The sequence below is a fragment of the Pseudomonas sp. AP19 genome, from assembly GCF_001728855.1.
In the GTDB taxonomy this organism is placed as follows: Bacteria; Pseudomonadota; Gammaproteobacteria; order Pseudomonadales; family Pseudomonadaceae; genus Aquipseudomonas; species Aquipseudomonas fluorescens.
The window spans coordinates 51,613-67,957 of record NZ_LXJP01000001.1 but is presented as its reverse complement, the minus strand read 5'-3'; the positions used below and the strand labels follow the sequence as shown (position 1 = coordinate 67,957).

Sequence of the window (16,345 nt, the reverse complement as noted above, 5' to 3'; positions counted from 1 at the left end):
CTTCTTCTCCCGCAGGCTCGCGCCCCGGTTTACTTCAGGCCTTGCCCGGAAAACATCAGAACTTTGTCACCGGCGTACTGCACGCTGATAAAGCTGTTTTTATCGCCCCACGTGCAACTGGACATACCCAGTGCGCCGGAACAATCGGTCGGCTTGCCCAGCAACGACTCAACCTCGGCCTTGGCCATGCCAGCCGACAGCTTCGCGTAATTTTCTTGATTGACCTTGCTGCACGCGGCTAAGAGCACGCAAAAAGCCAACAAAGCGAGACGGCGTAAAGACATGGAAAAGCTCCTGAAGAGACGAAGCAGCTGGGGTATCTGCCAGAAGCTTAGAAGGGAAAAGGGGTGTCTGGTTCCCGACGAGCGAAAACAAAAAAGCCCCGAAAACGCTGAAACGTTTCGGGGCTTTTTATTACCGCAAGGTTTTACTTCTTGTGGTAACCGGTCACACGCTCAACCTCTTCCTTCGAACCCAGGAACACCGCTACACGCTGGTGCAGGCCTTCAGGCTGGATGTCGAGGATGCGTTGGTGGCCGTCAGTGGACGCACCGCCCGCTTGCTCGACCAGGAACGACATCGGGTTGGCTTCGTACATCAAGCGCAGTTTGCCAGGCTTGGAGGGCTCACGGCTGTCACGTGGGTACATGAACAGGCCACCACGGGTCAGGATACGGTGCACGTCGGCCACCATCGCGGCGACCCAGCGCATGTTGAAGTTCTTCTTCAACGGGCCTTCTTCACCGGCCATCAACTCGCCGACATAGCGCGTAACCGGCTCTTCCCAGTGACGCTGGTTGGACATGTTGATCGCAAATTCCTGGGTGGAGGCAGGAATAGTGATGTCTTCGTGGGTCAGCACGAAGCTGCCCATTTCACGGTCCAGGGTAAAGCCTTTTACGCCGTCACCCAGGGTCAGCACCAGCATGGTCTGTGGGCCGTAGATCGCATAGCCGGCAGCAACCTGCTCGGTGCCTGGCTGCAGGAAGGCCTTTTCGTTCAGGGCTTCGTTCTGGCTCAGGTATTCGTTCGGGCAACGCAGTACCGAGAAGATGGTGCCGACCGGCGCGTTGATGTCGATGTTGGACGAACCGTCCAGTGGGTCGAATACCAACAGGTACGCGCCTTTCGGGTACTTGCCCGGGATCTGGTAGGCATTGTCCATTTCTTCGGACGCCATGCCGGCCAGGTGACCGCCCCATTCGTTGGCTTCGAGCAGGATCTCGTTGGAGATGACGTCGAGCTTCTTCTGCACTTCGCCTTGGACGTTTTCAGTGCCCATGCTGCCCAAGACACCACCCAGCGCGCCTTTGGACACGGCGTGGCTGATTTCCTTGCAAGCACGCGCCACCACTTCGATAAGGAAGCGCAGATCGGCAGGCGTGTTGTTGCTGCGGGTCTGCTCGATCAAATAGCGACTCAGGGTAACGCGGGACATGTAAGGCTCCGGAGAATGGGGGGCTTATAAACCCGCGCAGTTTAACGCGAGTCGAGGCGTATTTCCTCTAATCAGAGGATTTAACTCCAATAGAGTTCACGGTTTGCCGGCTGGCGCGCGCAACAAACTGTAGGCCATCGCCCCCAGTGCCGCCACACCCAGCAGGAGCACGGCCCACAGGCCAAGTTTCTTCCAGTCGCCGCCCACTTCGGGCAACGGGACCACGGCGCTGGGTTTGACCACCACCGCTCCCGTGACCGTGGCCTGACCCAACGTCTTGAGGCGCTCGGCGCTGTAGTCAGGGATCAGGGTCGACAACGGCAGGTTCGCCGCCTTGACCGAGCCATTGCCTAACGCCAGGGTAAACGGTGGTTCGCCCCGCGCCAGAAACACCAATTGGGTGGCGCGCACGGCAAAACGCAGAGCCGGGGCTTCGATGCCCAGGCCACCGCCGCGCTCATCCACCTGCAATTTGAGCTCGGCCACAGCCTGACCAGGCAGCTGCAATTCGTCCTGCACCACGTCCTGGCCGTTCTGGGTCAGGCGGTACAACAAACCATTGCTCAGCGGCTGCCAGGCTTGATGGGCGTCGCGGCGCCCCGCCAAGGTGACCGGCGCCAACGTATTGGGCTGTTTCAACTCAACACGCACGCGCTCCACAGGCAGCCCCGTCGGCAGTTGCCAGGTGTATTCCCCGGCTTTGAGCCGCGCCCCCGACAGCGGTTGCGACCACACCAACGGCAGCGGCAAACGGCTGCTGGAGGCGCTGACCAGCTTGGCCGAGGTCAGTTGCGGCGCAGGTTGGCCCTGCCACACCAAACGCAGGTAACGCGCCGACTGCCCCGGCAGGCTGACGTCATGCTGCTCGACGCGCTCATCGGCAAACGACAGGCGCGCCACCTGCCCATCGCCCCACGACTGCCAGTGCTGCAAGTCATCGCTGGCTTCAATGCTGAAACGCTGGAAGCCATCCTGCTCGCGGCGCCAGTCCAGGCTCAGTTGCTGCAGCGGCGCCTTGATCGCGCTGGCATCCAGCACCCAGCCGCGCAGCACTTGCTGACCTGCCTTGGACGGGCGCACTTCGAGCAGCGTGCCTTCGGCAGTGGACTTCATCATCACGTTCGGCACGCTTTCGCGGGTGTCGGCGGCGTACAGTGGAAACCACTTCACGTCAGCCACATCGCGGCGTTCAGTACGCTGCGCTGATTGACGCGACAGCGCATAGGCTTGCGGCTCACCGGCGGCATTGAACACCCGCACATCACTAAGGTCAGCCTGACGCGCGCTCAATTGCACCGCCAATGGCAGCTCCAGGCGATACCAGGGGCCGTTGCCGTTCACGGCCAGCGGCACGTGTGTGGTGAAGTCGGCGGGCGCTTCCTGGGCCCACACCGACAACGTCGTACACATGCCCACCGCGATTACGCTCAACTTACCGATCAAGAGGATGCTCCTTCAGTTTCCAACACCGGTTCGGCGCGCTTGGGCGGCAGCGGCGCAAAGTAGCCCACCACCAGCAACAGCCCGCCCACGCCGATAAACGACACGATCCGCGCCAGCCCGCCACGGTTGCTCAGTTCGACAAAGAACAGCTTGGCGACCACTAGCGCAATCAGCGCCGCGCCGATCAGCCACACTTCGCGACGATGGCGCAGGTGGCCGCCGATCATCAGGCCGAGGGCGACCAAGGTCCACACAATCGACAGGCCGGCCTGCACCAACATCGACTCCAGCAGTGCATCCAGCTGGAAGGGCACGCCAGCCCAATGGTGGGCAGTGCGCATCACCAATGCGGTACAGAAGGCAAACAGCGAAATACCCGCGACACCTTGGGCGATCAGCTCAGCACGCGGCCCGCGTTGCGGCGCCACGCTGCGCGCGCATAAATACACACCCAGCAGCGCAAACAGCAGGCCCAGGTCCAGCGGGTTGAGCAGCGGTACATACGGCAGCGGTTTGGCCGTACCGTCACTGAAGATAGTTGCCAGCCAGAACCAGCCAAGCATCAATACCGCCAGCGGCAGTGCTGCCAGCACGCGGTATTCACGCGGGTAGGCCGAGACTGGCCATGGCCAGCTGCGCGGCGCAGCCGCCAGCACCAGATAAAGGCTCGGCAGAATCGCCCAACCCAACCAGCGCCAGGCGTTGTACTCGCTCGACAGCAACAGCAGGCCGTAACGCAGCTCCAGCGCCAACACGCCGATCAACATCCAGCAGCCGAGTACATGAGCAACGCTCAGCACTCTGCCGGGAACCACTGCCGCCAAGCGCCGCAACGAGGTGAAGTGCACCCCAAACACCGCCAGCCAGGCCAGCCAGCCGTAATGCGCCGCCGGGTGGTAGTAGTCATGGGCAGACACCAGCAACACCACGCCCGCCGCCGGCATCAGCAAGGCGCACAGAATGCCCAGCGATGCCCAGCGCAAACGTTCGGCCAGCACTGCCCAGATCGCCACGCTCACCGCCGCGATGCCGAGCAAAAATGGCCCCTGCAGCTCCTGCGGGATAAACCGCAACACTTCACCGATCAGCGCCAGCGTCCACCAGGCCGCGCCCCACACCAGCAGCAGGTCGGACAGGCGTTGCAGCTTCAACACAGCAAACACCGGCGCATGCGGTTCACGCTGCAAGCGCCAGGCGCCGACCATCGCGGCCAAGCCCAGCACCATCGGTGTCCAGAACCCGCTGTGCGCCAAGGGGCGCAAGCCATCGCCGGTCAGCGGCCCAAGCAACTGCGGCGCCGCCAACAGGAACGAGCCGCCGCCGACCAATTGCAGCAGCAGCCCAAACACGAAGCTGACGCGCTGTTGCAGGTACAGGCTCAGCCAGATGATCAACAAGCCACTCGCCGCCCACACGCCGCTGGCACTTTCCCAAGGCAGTACGAACAGCACAGCAAGATTGATCAGCACCAAACCTGCGAGCAACACCACGGACAGACCGCGCAGTAACCGCACGTCGCTGCGCACCATGTCATCGCGCGCCGCCAGCAGCATGCCGCCGACCAAGGCCAGGCCGATCAGCGAGGCCGTCAACAAGCCGGACCAACCCGCACTGAAGACCGCCGCCCCGTCGCCGCCTTGCAAGCGCAGCAGGAACAACGCCCCGCCAAGCAATTGCACGGCGAAGGCGCTGAACAGGAAGGTACGCGAGCCGATGCGCAGGCCGATAAACAGAGTGACCAGACCGGCGATTGCCCAACTGATGGCCGTGCCTTGGGTCAGTAACAGCAACGGCGCGAGCAGGTACAAAAAGCTCAGGCCCAGGCTCGCCAATACCGGCAAGCCTTTGCGCTCCCAATCGGCTGCCTGTTCAGTCGGCGCCTTGCGCAACTGAGCGAAGCTGAACAGCAATGCCGCGCCCAGTAGCAGCGCACCCAACGGCGCAGCGTCGAGCAAGGTCTGTGCGCCCACGCGCAGCTCGCTGAGGAACGCCAGCGCCGACCCCAGTTGCAACAACAGGCCAAAGGCCCGCGCCAAAGGCCGCTGCTGACGCAAGCCTAGCCAGAAGATCCCGGCGCCCTCCACCGCCCACGCGGCAGCCGTCCAGCGTGCATCGAGGCCCAGTGGAATCGCCAGGCTGGCAAAGATCACACCCAGCGCCAGGCAGGTTTCCGCCAGCAACAAGGCGCGCCCACCCCTCAACAACCGGGCCAGGACCATGTAGATAAGCCCCAAGCCCAACGCACTGAACGCTGCTGCAAACTCCAGGTGCTGCACCAGCGCGAACTGCAAGCCGAAGCCCACCAGCGGCGGACCGAACAGCATGCTGCCGTCGACATAATCGCCCTTGCCCGCCGACCAGCGCAGCAGTGCGTCACGGCCTTCAGGGGCGTCGCCCAGCGCCAGCAGTTTGCGCCGCGCAAACAGCAGCCCGATGGCCAGGTACATCAGGAAAAACAGGATCAGGAACGGCTCGGTGCTCCACAGCAGGTCCGGCGTGTAAGCGCGCATGCCCCAGGCGAAACCAATGCCGAAGGTACCGACAAACCCGATCAGGTTGAGCAAACGCCAGGCCTTGAACCAGGCGATGGCGAGGATGCCGGCGTTGAGCAGCGCGAAGTAGCTGAACAGCGCCACATGGTTACCGGCGCCGGTAGAGGTCAGGATCGGCGCGGCAAAACCACCCAACGCCGCCGCGCAGGCCAGGCCGAGGGCATCCTGGGTGATCGCCAGGATCGCCGAGAACACCGTGACCGCCACCAGCAGGCCGAGTGCCGCGCCGGGATCGATCAACGGGTGCAGGCGCATCGCCGCGAACACGGTCAGGTACAACACGGCAATGCCGGTGCCTTGCAGCATCAAGCCGTAATTGCTGTTACGCAGCCGCAACCACCAGCCCAGCCCGAGCAGGCCGATGGCGGCGGCGGCAACGCCGGCGTAGCGCAGCTCGATCGGCACCACTACGCCTTCGGTGGCGTAGCGCAGCAGGAAGGCCAGGCCGAGGAAGAGCAGCACCACGCCGACGCGCAGCACGGTGTTACCGCCAAACAGCCAATTGCGCGCGCCACTGATGGCCCGTTCGATCAGGTTGGGGCCTCGGGGAATGGCCGGCGCTTCAGGTTGCGGCGTTGGCGCTGCGGCCCAGACGTCATCCGGCAGTGGCTGGCTTGCCTCGGCCACCACGGCAACAGGCGCCAGCTCGGCGGGCAACTCCCAAACAAGTTCGGGCTTTGCAACGACAGGTGCAGGTTCAGGGAGGGGGGCTTCGACGATCACGCTGTTGGTCGGCGCGGGCACTTCCAGTTGCCGCAGGCGCTCACCGAGGGCTATCAATGCCTTCTGCGTGGTCTCTAACTGACGCGCTTGCTGGTCTGCCTGGGCGGACAACTTCGACAGGCGAATCGCCTGGCCAATACCCAGGCCCAAGAGCGCACCGAAGCCGGCATCGGTGAACGACTCATCGAGTGTCCAGCCGAGCACCAGGCCAATCAGCATGAAAATCCATTGCATGGTCGATATCCCTAAGCAGCCCGAGGCGGGCAAACCGGGGCCTAGTATATCGACGCGGGGCTAATGTGGGAGCGGGCTTGCTCGCGAAAGCGGGGTGCCAGTCGACATATTTGTTAACTGACCCTCCGCATTCGCGAGCAAGCCCGCTCCCACACTTTTTACTGCGGTGTTTAGTCGAGCGCTTTCCAGATCTCGGTGGCGTATTCGCGGATCGTCCGGTCCGACGAGAACCAGCCCATGCGCGCCGTATTGAGCACCGCCGAACGCCACCACGCCTTCGAGTCGTGCCAATGCGCTTCGACCCGCGCCTGGGCGTCCCAATAGGCATCGAAGTCGGCACACACCAGGAAGCGGTCGTAGTCGATCAGCCCGTCGATCAAGCCCACATAACGGCCCGGATCATCCGGCGAGAACACCCCGCCGCGGATCGCTTGCAACACATCGTTGAGGCGATGGGAGGCTGCCACATCCGGCCCGGCGTGGAATTCACCGGCGTGCTTGCGGGCTTCCACTTGTTCGGCGCTGAGGCCGAAGATAAACATATGCTCGGCGCCCACCCGCTCATGCATCTCGACGTTGGCGCCGTCCATGGTGCCGATGGTCAGCGCGCCATTGAGGCCGAACTTCATGTTACTGGTGCCCGACGCTTCAAAGCCGGCGGTGGAAATCTGCTCCGACAAGTCCGCCGCCGGAATGATGCTTTCCGCCAGGCTGACGTTGTAGTTGGGCAGGAACACCACCTTGAGCAAACCGCGCACGGTGGGGTCGTTGTTCACGGTGCGCGCGATGTCGTTGGTCAGCTTGATGATCAACTTGGCCTGGTGATAACTCGCGGCGGCCTTGCCCGCGAAGATTTTCACCCGTGGCACCCAATCGGTGCCCGGCTCGGCGCGGATTGCCTGGTACAAGGCCACGGTGTGCAGCAGGTTCAACAGTTGGCGCTTGTACTCGTGGATGCGCTTGACCTGCACATCGAACATCGCCGCCGGGTTCACCGAAATGCCCAGGCGCTCGTGGATGATCTCGGCCAGTGCACGCTTGCTGTGCAGGCGCTGTTCGGCGAAGGCTTTGCGGAACACCTGCTTCTCGGCGAAGGTTTCCAGCTCCGTCAGGCGGGTTTCCATGGTGTCGAGGATGTCCGGGCCCAGGGCTTCCACGAGCATCTCGGTGAGCTTGGGGTTGGCCTGGTACAACCAGCGGCGGAAGGTGATGCCGTTGGTTTTGTTGTTGATGCGCTCCGGGTACAGCTTGTGCAGTTCGGAGAACACCGTGCTACGCATCAGCTGGGTGTGCAAACCGGACACACCGTTGACGCTGTGGGAGCCGAGGAATGCCAGGTTACCCATGCGCACGCGGCGGCCGTTGTCTTCTTCGATCAGCGACACCGCGCGCAACACGTCGAAATCGTGGATGCCCTTGGCCCGCAGCGAATCAATGTGCTGGGCGTTGATCAGGTAGATGATCTGCATGTGCCGCGGCAGCATGCGTTCCATCAGGCCTACCGGCCAGGTTTCCAACGCCTCGGGCAACAAGGTGTGGTTGGTGTAGGAAAGCGTTTCAACCGTCACGTCCCACGCGGCTTCCCACGGAATGTCGTGCAGGTCTACCAGTTGGCGCATCAACTCGGCCACGGCGATGGACGGGTGGGTGTCATTGAGCTGGATGGCAGCGTGCTCACCCAGGCTGAGCACCGAGCCGTGCATGTTTTTGTGGCGACGCAACAAGTCTTGCAGCGAAGCGGAGACGAAGAAGTATTCCTGGCGCAGGCGCAGTTCCTGCCCTGCTTCGGTGCTGTCGGCGGGGTAAAGCACGCGCGAGATGCTTTCGGCGCGGGCCACTTCGGCGACGGCGCCCAAGTGGTCACCGGCATTGAAGCGTTCCAGGTGCAGGTCTTCCACGGCCCGTGCACGCCACAGACGCAGGGTGTTCACACTGGCGCCGCGCCAGCCCACTACCGGGGTGTCATAAGCAACGGCGCGCACGGTTTCGTTGGGCGTCCACACCTGGATCAGCTTGCCGGAGGCATCCGGCAGGGTTTCGACGCTGCCGCCAAAGCCGATCGGGTAAATCACTTCGGCCCGCTCAAACTCCCACGGGTTGCCGAAGTCCAGCCAGCGCTCGGTCTGTTCCTGCTGCCAGCCATCCACAATCGCCTGGCGGAACAAGCCGTGCTCATAGCGAATGCCGTAACCGTGGCCGGCAATGCCCAAGGTCGACATGCTTTCCATAAAGCACGCCGCCAAGCGGCCAAGGCCGCCGTTGCCGAGCGCCGCGTCGGGCTCCAGCAGGCGGATGCGTTCCAGGTCGACGCCCAGTTCGGACAGGGCTTCGCGCGCAATCTCCAGCACGCCGAGGTTGCTCAGGCTGTCGTAAAGCAAGCGGCCGATGAGGAATTCCAGCGAGAGGTAATAAACCCGCTTCTGGCCTTTGCGGTAAATACGGCGCGTATGGTTCATCCAATGGTCGACCATCTGGTCGCGGGCGGCCAGGGCAATGGCTTCAAACCAGTCGTGGTCGAAGGCGTGGTCGGGGTCTTTACCCACCGCGTAAGTGAGTTTGGTCAAGACAGCATCGCGGAATGCGGCTACCTCTGCTTCTCGTGCAAGCGGTTCCTGAGACATCGGTGCGACCTCGGGCGAGATTGAAGGAGTTGCTAGAGCCTAGTCGGTCTGACAGACGGTGAACGTGCTGGTTCGGCAGTTTTTTAACTCATTCACCTTTGCGGGAAAATGATGCAGGGGTCGTGCCCGATCGGGGTTTGAGCAGCCTTCTGGCTGAAAGCCGCAAAATACTGTTCAAAAAATCATCAATCCCGGTATTATCGCGCGCCCAGATAGCGCCCCACCTTGGAACCCTGATGAAGCCTCAACTGATCGCCGCCGCGGAACTCGACCGTCTCGAGACTTGGCAGAAATATTCCGCCCACATGTGCGGTGGCTGCGTGTCCAGCTGCTGCATGCTGCCGGTTGAGGTGAAGATCAAGGACCTGATCCGCATTGGCATCGTCGATGAGTTCGAGCGCGGTGACCCGCCGAAGAACATCGCCAAGCGCTTGCAGAAAGAAGGCATCGTCGAGCGCTACAACTCCAAATCGGAGATTTTTACCCTGCAGCGCATGAGCAACAACGATTGCCTGTACCTGGATCGTAAGACGCGCTTCTGCACTATTTATGACAAGCGCCCGGATACCTGCCGCAACCACCCGAAAATCGGCCCGCGCCCGGGGTATTGTGCGTACAAGCCGAAGGAAGTGGTGCGCGAGACCAATTTCCGGACTCTCGACAAGTTCTGATGATCATGATGATCGTTCCCACGCTCCGCGTGGGAATGCAGCCCTGGACGCTCTGCGTCCGCCCTTAAAAGCGGGACGCGGAGCGTCCCAAGCGGCATTCCCACGCAGAGCGTGGGAACGATCAGGCATAAAAAAACGCCCCCGGCCTTTCGACCGGGGGCGTTTTTCATTCAGCCTGAGTTAACTCAGTTCTTGGCTTTCTTGGCAGCGCGGGTACGCTCGCCTTCGTCCAGGATCTTCTTACGCAGGCGGATCGACTTAGGTGTCACTTCGCACAGCTCGTCGTCCTGGATGAATTCCAGAGCCTGTTCCAGGGTGAAGCGAACAGGTGGAACCAGAGCGATGGTCTCGTCTTTACCCGAAGCACGCATGTTGTCGAGCTTCTTGCCTTTGGTTGGGTTGACGCCCATGTCGTTGTCACGGCTGTTCAGACCAACGATCTGACCGTTGTAGATCTCTTGACCGTGTTCAACGAACAGCTTGCCACGCGCCTGCAGCGTTTCCAGGGAGTAGGTCAGTGCCTTACCGGTTTCTACCGATACCAGAACACCGTTCTGACGGCCGGACATGTCGCCGGACTTCATGGTGTCGTAGCGATCGAAGATCGAGGTCAGGATGCCAGCACCGTTGGTCAGGGTCAGGAACTGGTTACGGAAACCGATCAGACCACGAGCAGGGATGTTGTATTCCAGACGCACACGGCCTTTGCCATCCGGCACCATGTTGGTCAGGTCGCCTTTACGCAGGCCCATCTCTTCCATGACCTTGCCCTGGGATTCTTCCGGGGTGTCGATGGTCACGTTTTCGAACGGTTCCTGCTTCACGCCGTCAACAGTACGGATGATCACTTCTGGACGACCAACGCCCATTTCGAAGCCTTCGCGACGCATGGTTTCGATCAGTACCGAGAGGTGCAGCTCACCACGGCCGGAAACCTTGAACTTGTCAGCCGAGTCGCCTTCTTCAACGCGCAGTGCAACGTTGTACAGCAGCTCTTTGTCCAGACGTTCCTTGATGTTACGGGAAGTCACGAACTTGCCTTCTTTACCGCAGAAAGGCGAGTCGTTTACCTGGAAGGTCATGGAAACGGTTGGCTCGTCAACGGTCAGAGGCTTCATCGCCTCGACAGTGTCCGGCTGGCACAGGGTGTCGGAGATGAACAGCGAGTCCATGCCGCTGACGCAAACGATATCGCCGGCGAAAGCTTCTTCAACGTCAATACGGTGCAGACCGTGGTGACCCATCAGCTTCAGGATACGACCGTTACGCTTCTTGCCATCAGCACCGATAGCCACAACCGGGGTGTTCGGCTTGACGCTACCACGAGCGATACGGCCAACGCCGATAACACCCAGGAAGCTGTTGTAGTCCAGTGCGGAGATTTGCATCTGGAACGCGCCTTCACGGTCAACCTTCGGCGGTGGAACGTGGTCAACGATTGCTTGGTACAGCGGGGTCATGTCTTCCGCCATGGCGGTGTGTTCCAGACCGGCAATACCGTTCAGGGCAGACGCGTAGATCACTTGGAAATCAAGTTGCTCTTCGGTAGCACCCAGGTTGTCGAACAGGTCGAAAATCTGGTCCAGAACCCAGTCCGGACGTGCGCCTGGACGGTCAACCTTGTTGATGCACACGATCGGACGCAGGCCGGCTTCGAAAGCCTTCTTGGTCACGAAACGGGTTTGCGGCATAGGGCCGTCTTGAGCGTCAACCAGCAGCAGAACGGAGTCAACCATCGACATTACGCGTTCTACTTCGCCGCCGAAGTCGGCGTGGCCCGGGGTATCCACGATGTTGATGTGGTAGCCGTTCCAGTTGATAGCGGTGTTTTTAGCCAGGATGGTAATACCGCGCTCTTTTTCCTGGTCGTTGGAGTCCATCACGCGCTCGTCGTTGAGCTCGTTGCGCTCCAGGGTGCCGGATTGACGCAAGAGTTTGTCTACCAGGGTGGTTTTACCATGGTCAACGTGAGCAATGATGGCGATGTTACGTAGATTTTCGATCACTTGTGTATCTCGATCAGAGGATTCGGTGTGCTGACAGGTCGTGGCAGCGATTAACAGTAGAGTCAGGCCTTGCCGTTACAGCTTGACGGCAGAGTCGGGGGGCCGGTGACGCAGGCCACAGGCAAACAGCCCCGGGCTCTTAGCTCGGTCGATAAACGCGCACATTGGCATGCCCCTCACTGAGCAAATGGTGGGCATGCAGGCGACTCATCACGCCTTTGTCGCAATACAGCAGGTACTGACGGCTGTTATCCAGTTCCTTGAAACGCGCGTTCAATGCGTAGAACGGCAGCGTTTGCACGTCGATGCCAGCGATTTCCAGCGGCTCATCTTCGGCGGCATCCGGGTGACGGATGTCGACGACAATCTGGCCGGCCAGGGCTTCACTGACTTCTTCGATTTGCACGTCTTGGCCCAATTCGTCGATTACGCGATCGATCGGCACCATTTTAGCGTTCTCGAGCGCACGCTCCAGAATCGCCATGTCGAACTGTTGTTCTTCGTACTCCACGCGGTTGCGCTTGGCGTGGGTCTTGGGGTTCACCGAAATGACCCCGCAATATTCAGGCATGTGCTTGGCGAAATCCGCCGTGCCGATTTCTTCGGCCAGGTCGATGATGTCCTGCTTGTGACTGGCGATCAGCGGGCGCAGCACCAGCTTCTCGGTCACGCAGTCGATCAGCGACAGGTTCGGCAGCGTCTGGCTGGAGACCTGAGAGATCGCTTCACCGGTCACCAACGCGTCGATCTGCAACTGATCGGCGATTCGGGACGCAGCGCGCAACATCATACGCTTCAATACTACGCCCATATGACTGTTATCGACTTTGCCGAGAATTTCACCCAGCACTTCCTCGAACGGCACGCTTACAAATAGCACGCGTTGGGAGCTGCCGTACTTCTTCCAGATAAAGTGCGCGACTTCCATCACGCCCAATTCATGTGCACGCCCGCCCAGATTAAAGAAGCAGAAGTGGCTCATCAGGCCGCGGCGCATGATCTGGTAGGCCGCCACCGTGGAATCGAAACCGCCGGACATCAGCACCAGGGTCTGTTCCAGGGCACCCAGCGGGTAGCCGCCGATGCTGTTGTGCTGGCTGTGAATCACAAACAACCGTTGGTCGCGAATTTCCATGCGCACTTCAATTTGCGGCGCTTTCAGGGAAATTCCGGCGGCGCCGCACTCGCGACGCAGCTTGCTGCCGACGTATTTCTCGACGTCCATGGAGCTGAAGGTGTGCTTGCCGGCGCGCTTGCAGCGCACCGAAAAAATCTTGCCTTCAAGCTCATTGCCAAAGTGCAGCTTGCACTTCTCGGTGATGTCGTCGAAGTCGCCCAGCGGGTACTCATCCACCTGCAGGAAATGCGCGATGCCCGGCATGCAGCTCAGGCGCTCGGTCATGTCCTTCAAGGCTTTGGCATCGGTGATACGGGTTTCCAGCTCGAGGTTGTCCCACACGCCATTCACCACCACAGCCGGGTCCAGGTCACGGAGCACGGCACGGATGTTCTTGGCCAATTGACGGATGAAACGCATCCGTACCGGTCGGCTTTTGATGGTGATCTCGGGGAACACTTTAACGATTAATTTCATGGAAACAGCGCGCGCCGGGCCTGCTGAAAAAGGGGGGCGCGGATTATAGCGGAAATCGCTCAAGGTTTAACCAGTTAATATGCATTACACACGACGCGCACCAAAACGGGTCATTTACGCCAATTAACGCTACATTGCAGTGCGTGATTTATTCCGTTTCGGCGGATTGCACCGTTATAGGGGCCATTTTGAGGCAAAAAGGCCATGTTGGCGCACTGGCATGCAATTTGCTCTCTTGTGAGGCAGGTTGCCTTGGTCGAGTATTCGCGCCGGCATCACCCACATTCTAAGGGCTAACTCCACTATCCAGCCCGAAGCCACCCGGAGGACACCATGTCGAAGTCGGTTCAACTCATCAAAGATCATGACGTTAAATGGATTGATCTGCGCTTCACGGACACTAAAGGTACTCAGCACCACGTGACCATGCCGGCTCGCGACGCGCTGGATGATGCTTTCTTCGAAGAAGGCAAAATGTTCGACGGTTCCTCCATTGCCGGCTGGAAAGGCATCGAAGCTTCCGACATGATCCTGATGCCGGACGACAGCACTGCCGTTCTCGACCCGTTCACCGAAGACCCAACCCTGATCATCGTCTGCGACGTGATCGAGCCTTCGACCATGCAAGGCTACGACCGCGACCCACGTGCGATCGCCAAGCGCGCCGAGGAATACCTGAAGTCGACCGGTATCGGCGACACCGTATTCGTAGGCCCGGAGCCAGAATTCTTCATCTTTGATTCGGTCAAGTTCAAGTCCGACATCTCCGGTTCCATGTTCAAAATCTTCTCCGAACAAGGTTCGTGGATGTCTGACCAGGACATCGAAGGCGGCAACAAAGGCCACCGTCCAGGTATCAAAGGTGGCTACTTCCCAGTTCCGCCGTTCGACCACGACCACGAAATCCGTACCTCCATGTGCAACGCCATGGAAGAAATGGGCCTGGTCATCGAAGTTCACCACCACGAAGTGGCGACTGCCGGCCAGAACGAAATCGGTGTGAAGTTCAACACCCTGGTGGCCAAGGCTGACGAAGTTCAGACCCTGAAGTACTGCGTACACAACGTGGCTGATGCCTACGGCCGTACCGCTACCTTCATGCCTAAGCCACTGTACGGCGATAACGGTTCGGGTATGCACGTTCACCTGTCCATCGCTAAAGAAGGCAAGAACACCTTCGCTGGCGAAGGTTATGCCGGCCTGTCCGACACTGCCCTGTACTTCATCGGCGGTATCATCAAGCACGGTAAGGCCCTGAACGGCTTCACCAACCCGTCGACCAACTCCTACAAGCGTCTGGTGCCAGGTTTCGAAGCACCGGTAATGCTGGCCTACTCGGCGCGTAACCGTTCCGCTTCGATCCGTATTCCTTACGTGTCCAGCCCACGCGCTCGCCGTATCGAAGCACGCTTCCCGGACCCGGCAGCCAACCCATACCTGGCCTTCGCTGCCCTGGTCATGGCTGGCCTGGACGGTATCCAGAACAAGATCCACCCTGGCGACGCCGCCGACAAAAACTTGTACGACCTGCCGCCTGAAGAGGCCAAAGAGATCCCACAAGTGTGCGGCAGCCTGAAAGAAGCCCTGGAAGAGCTGGACAAGGGCCGTGCGTTCCTGACCAAAGGCGGCGTATTCAGCGACGACTTCATCGATGCCTACATCGAGCTGAAAAGCGAAGAAGAAATCAAAGTACGCACCTTCGTACACCCACTGGAATACGAGCTGTACTACAGCTGCTGATCCGGTAGCGCTGCTTAACGTGGCGTAACGAAAAGACCTCCTTCGGGAGGTCTTTTTTTGCCTGGCGTTTAGCGAGCCGGGGCGTGGCGGTCGAGCAGTTTGCCAACCATCAAGGTGCCGAGGGCACTGAGCTGATGAATCGCCAGGACGGTATCGCGGTGTTTGCCTTCCAGCGCCTCTGACAAATCAAGCAACAAGGTGCTGACTGAGGTAAAGGCTTCGAAGCTGTTGACCAGCAGGGATTCGTCGTCACTGCCAGAGTCGATGGTGAAGACGGATAGAGGTGGATTTGGGGTTGCTTTGAACATGTCTTAACTTCCTCGAATGAGGCCGCCATCGACTCGCTACTAAACGATAGGGTGGCAGCTATGCGCAGGTTAGTAGACCGGGGAAGTTAAGCAAAAGCCGGCGCACCCGAAGATGCCCTACGCACAGCCGCCATAAAGGTCGGAGTGGTACGACTTAACTTAACCCTCAGGCTACTAAACCTGATCACTGATGAGCAGCGACCGAGCAACCTTAGAGACGACAAGCCAGCCGTACAAGCCGGCGGATTCTGGCGCACCTGTAGGCAAGCACGCAAGTTAAGGTAGCCTCTGGCTGACACTGCCAGAAATCTGCAAACCCAATCAACAGGTGGGAGCGGGCTTGCTCGCGAAGGCGGTGTATCAGTTAATGCATCGGGTGACTGACACACCGCCTTCGCGAGCAAGCCCGCTCCCACAAGGAGATCTACGTTGAAACATAAACTTGCATTCGCCCTGTTGTTCGCCTGCGCCACAGCCAGCGCCGCGCCGCCCACCCTGGAGCCTCTGCTCAACAGCATCGCCGAACGCCTGGAGATTGCCGACCAGGTGGCCCTGAGCAAATGGGACAGCCACAAGCCCGTAGAGGACAGGAAGCGCGAACAGGAAGTGATCGCCAGCGTGGTCGCCCAGGCGCCCACTTACAAACTCGACCCCGCCGCCGCCGAGCAATTTTTCTCGGCACAGATCGAAGCCAATAAGCTGGTGCAATACACCCATCTGTCCGACTGGCAGTTCCAGGGCAACGCGCCCGACGACCCGCGCCCAGACTTGGTCAAGCAAATTCGCCCGCAACTGGACCAACTGCAAAAACGCCTGCTGCAGCAACTGGCCGACTTCACCCCGCAGCGCACCGATCCACAGTGCCCGCAATGGCTGGCCACCGCCGTGCATGAGCCGCAGAATGATCCGCTGCGCCAACTGGCAATGATCCGCGCCACCGCCGAGCTGTGCATCTACAAAGGTTGAGGCCTGAAACCCAATCAAAATTGTGGGAGCGGGCTTGCTCGCGAAGGCG

At 60.2% G+C, this 16,345-nt stretch carries 11 protein-coding genes; 3 read left to right on the top strand and 8 right to left on the bottom strand.

What is annotated here, in order from left to right; all coding sequences use genetic code 11:
* Positions 1 to 29: 29 nt before the first annotated feature.
* The 5 genes from A7D21_RS00325 to A7D21_RS00305 all read right to left on the bottom strand — a co-directional run bounded on the left by A7D21_RS00325 (position 30) and on the right by A7D21_RS00305 (position 9,011).
* The gene (locus A7D21_RS00325) at positions 30 to 284 is read right to left on the bottom strand and encodes a hypothetical protein (RefSeq protein ID WP_017849914.1); all 255 of its coding nucleotides are present in this window, start codon (positions 282 to 284) and stop codon (positions 30 to 32) included.
* 143 nt (positions 285 to 427) lie between these two features.
* Positions 428 to 1,438 (bottom strand): class 1 fructose-bisphosphatase, encoded by a 1,011-nt coding sequence (locus A7D21_RS00320; protein ID WP_053253909.1) that lies wholly within the window; start codon positions 1,436 to 1,438, stop codon positions 428 to 430.
* 96 nt (positions 1,439 to 1,534) lie between these two features.
* Positions 1,535 to 2,878 carry a DUF3999 domain-containing protein gene (locus A7D21_RS00315; RefSeq protein WP_069550948.1) on the bottom strand — a complete coding sequence of 448 codons (1,344 nt, stop codon included), beginning with the start codon at positions 2,876 to 2,878 and terminating at the stop codon, positions 1,535 to 1,537.
* Positions 2,878 to 6,390 (bottom strand): DUF2339 domain-containing protein, encoded by a 3,513-nt coding sequence (locus tag A7D21_RS00310; RefSeq protein ID WP_069550832.1) that lies wholly within the window; start codon positions 6,388 to 6,390, stop codon positions 2,878 to 2,880. The genes A7D21_RS00315 and A7D21_RS00310 overlap by 1 nt, the downstream gene beginning before the upstream one ends.
* A 170-nt stretch (positions 6,391 to 6,560) precedes the next feature.
* Positions 6,561 to 9,011 carry a glycogen/starch/alpha-glucan phosphorylase gene (locus A7D21_RS00305; protein ID WP_053253907.1) on the bottom strand — a complete coding sequence of 817 codons (2,451 nt, stop codon included), beginning with the start codon at positions 9,009 to 9,011 and terminating at the stop codon, positions 6,561 to 6,563.
* A 236-nt stretch (positions 9,012 to 9,247) separates the two neighbouring features.
* Between A7D21_RS00305 and A7D21_RS00300 the strand changes: the two genes are divergently transcribed.
* Positions 9,248 to 9,682, top strand: coding sequence for a YkgJ family cysteine cluster protein (locus A7D21_RS00300; RefSeq protein ID WP_069550831.1), 435 nt, complete (start codon positions 9,248 to 9,250; stop codon positions 9,680 to 9,682).
* A 185-nt stretch (positions 9,683 to 9,867) separates the two neighbouring features.
* On the opposite strand, the gene typA is transcribed toward A7D21_RS00300, so the two are convergent.
* A complete protein-coding gene (gene typA / locus A7D21_RS00295) occupies positions 9,868 to 11,688 on the bottom strand; it encodes a translational GTPase TypA (protein ID WP_053253905.1) in 1,821 nt (606 codons plus the stop codon).
* 139 nt (positions 11,689 to 11,827) lie between these two features.
* Positions 11,828 to 13,282 (bottom strand): tRNA uracil 4-sulfurtransferase ThiI, encoded by a 1,455-nt coding sequence (gene thiI, locus A7D21_RS00290; RefSeq protein WP_069550830.1) that lies wholly within the window; start codon positions 13,280 to 13,282, stop codon positions 11,828 to 11,830.
* Between the two features lie 333 nt (positions 13,283 to 13,615).
* Between thiI and glnA the strand changes: the two genes are divergently transcribed.
* The gene (gene glnA, locus A7D21_RS00285) at positions 13,616 to 15,022 is read left to right on the top strand and encodes a glutamate--ammonia ligase (RefSeq protein WP_034117297.1); all 1,407 of its coding nucleotides are present in this window, start codon (positions 13,616 to 13,618) and stop codon (positions 15,020 to 15,022) included.
* A 68-nt stretch (positions 15,023 to 15,090) separates the two neighbouring features.
* Here the strand turns inward: glnA and A7D21_RS00280 are convergent, their stop codons facing one another.
* On the bottom strand, positions 15,091 to 15,330 hold the full coding sequence (locus A7D21_RS00280) for a DUF6124 family protein (protein WP_069550829.1): 240 nt from the start codon (positions 15,328 to 15,330) through the stop codon (positions 15,091 to 15,093).
* Between the two features lie 429 nt (positions 15,331 to 15,759).
* On the opposite strand from A7D21_RS00280, the gene A7D21_RS00275 reads away from it, so the two are divergent.
* Entirely contained in the window at positions 15,760 to 16,296 is a 537-nt protein-coding gene (locus tag A7D21_RS00275; protein WP_069550828.1) for a chorismate mutase, read from the top strand.
* Positions 16,297 to 16,345: the final 49 nt, after the last annotated feature.

Excerpts from the sequence above, each read along its gene's own strand:
- A7D21_RS00325 (WP_017849914.1), bottom strand. The coding sequence starts at position 284 with ATGTCTTTACGCCGTCTCGCTTTGTTGGCTTTTTGCGTGCTCTTAGCC.
- A7D21_RS00320 (WP_053253909.1), bottom strand. The coding sequence starts at position 1,438 with ATGTCCCGCGTTACCCTGAGTCGCTATTTGATCGAGCAGACCCGCAGC.
- A7D21_RS00310 (WP_069550832.1), bottom strand. The coding sequence starts at position 6,390 with ATGCAATGGATTTTCATGCTGATTGGCCTGGTGCTCGGCTGGACACTC.
- A7D21_RS00305 (WP_053253907.1), bottom strand. The coding sequence starts at position 9,011 with ATGTCTCAGGAACCGCTTGCACGAGAAGCAGAGGTAGCCGCATTCCGC.
- A7D21_RS00300 (WP_069550831.1), top strand. The coding sequence starts at position 9,248 with ATGAAGCCTCAACTGATCGCCGCCGCGGAACTCGACCGTCTCGAGACT.
- thiI (WP_069550830.1), bottom strand. The coding sequence starts at position 13,282 with ATGAAATTAATCGTTAAAGTGTTCCCCGAGATCACCATCAAAAGCCGA.
- glnA (WP_034117297.1), top strand. The coding sequence starts at position 13,616 with ATGTCGAAGTCGGTTCAACTCATCAAAGATCATGACGTTAAATGGATT.
- A7D21_RS00280 (WP_069550829.1), bottom strand. The coding sequence starts at position 15,330 with ATGTTCAAAGCAACCCCAAATCCACCTCTATCCGTCTTCACCATCGAC.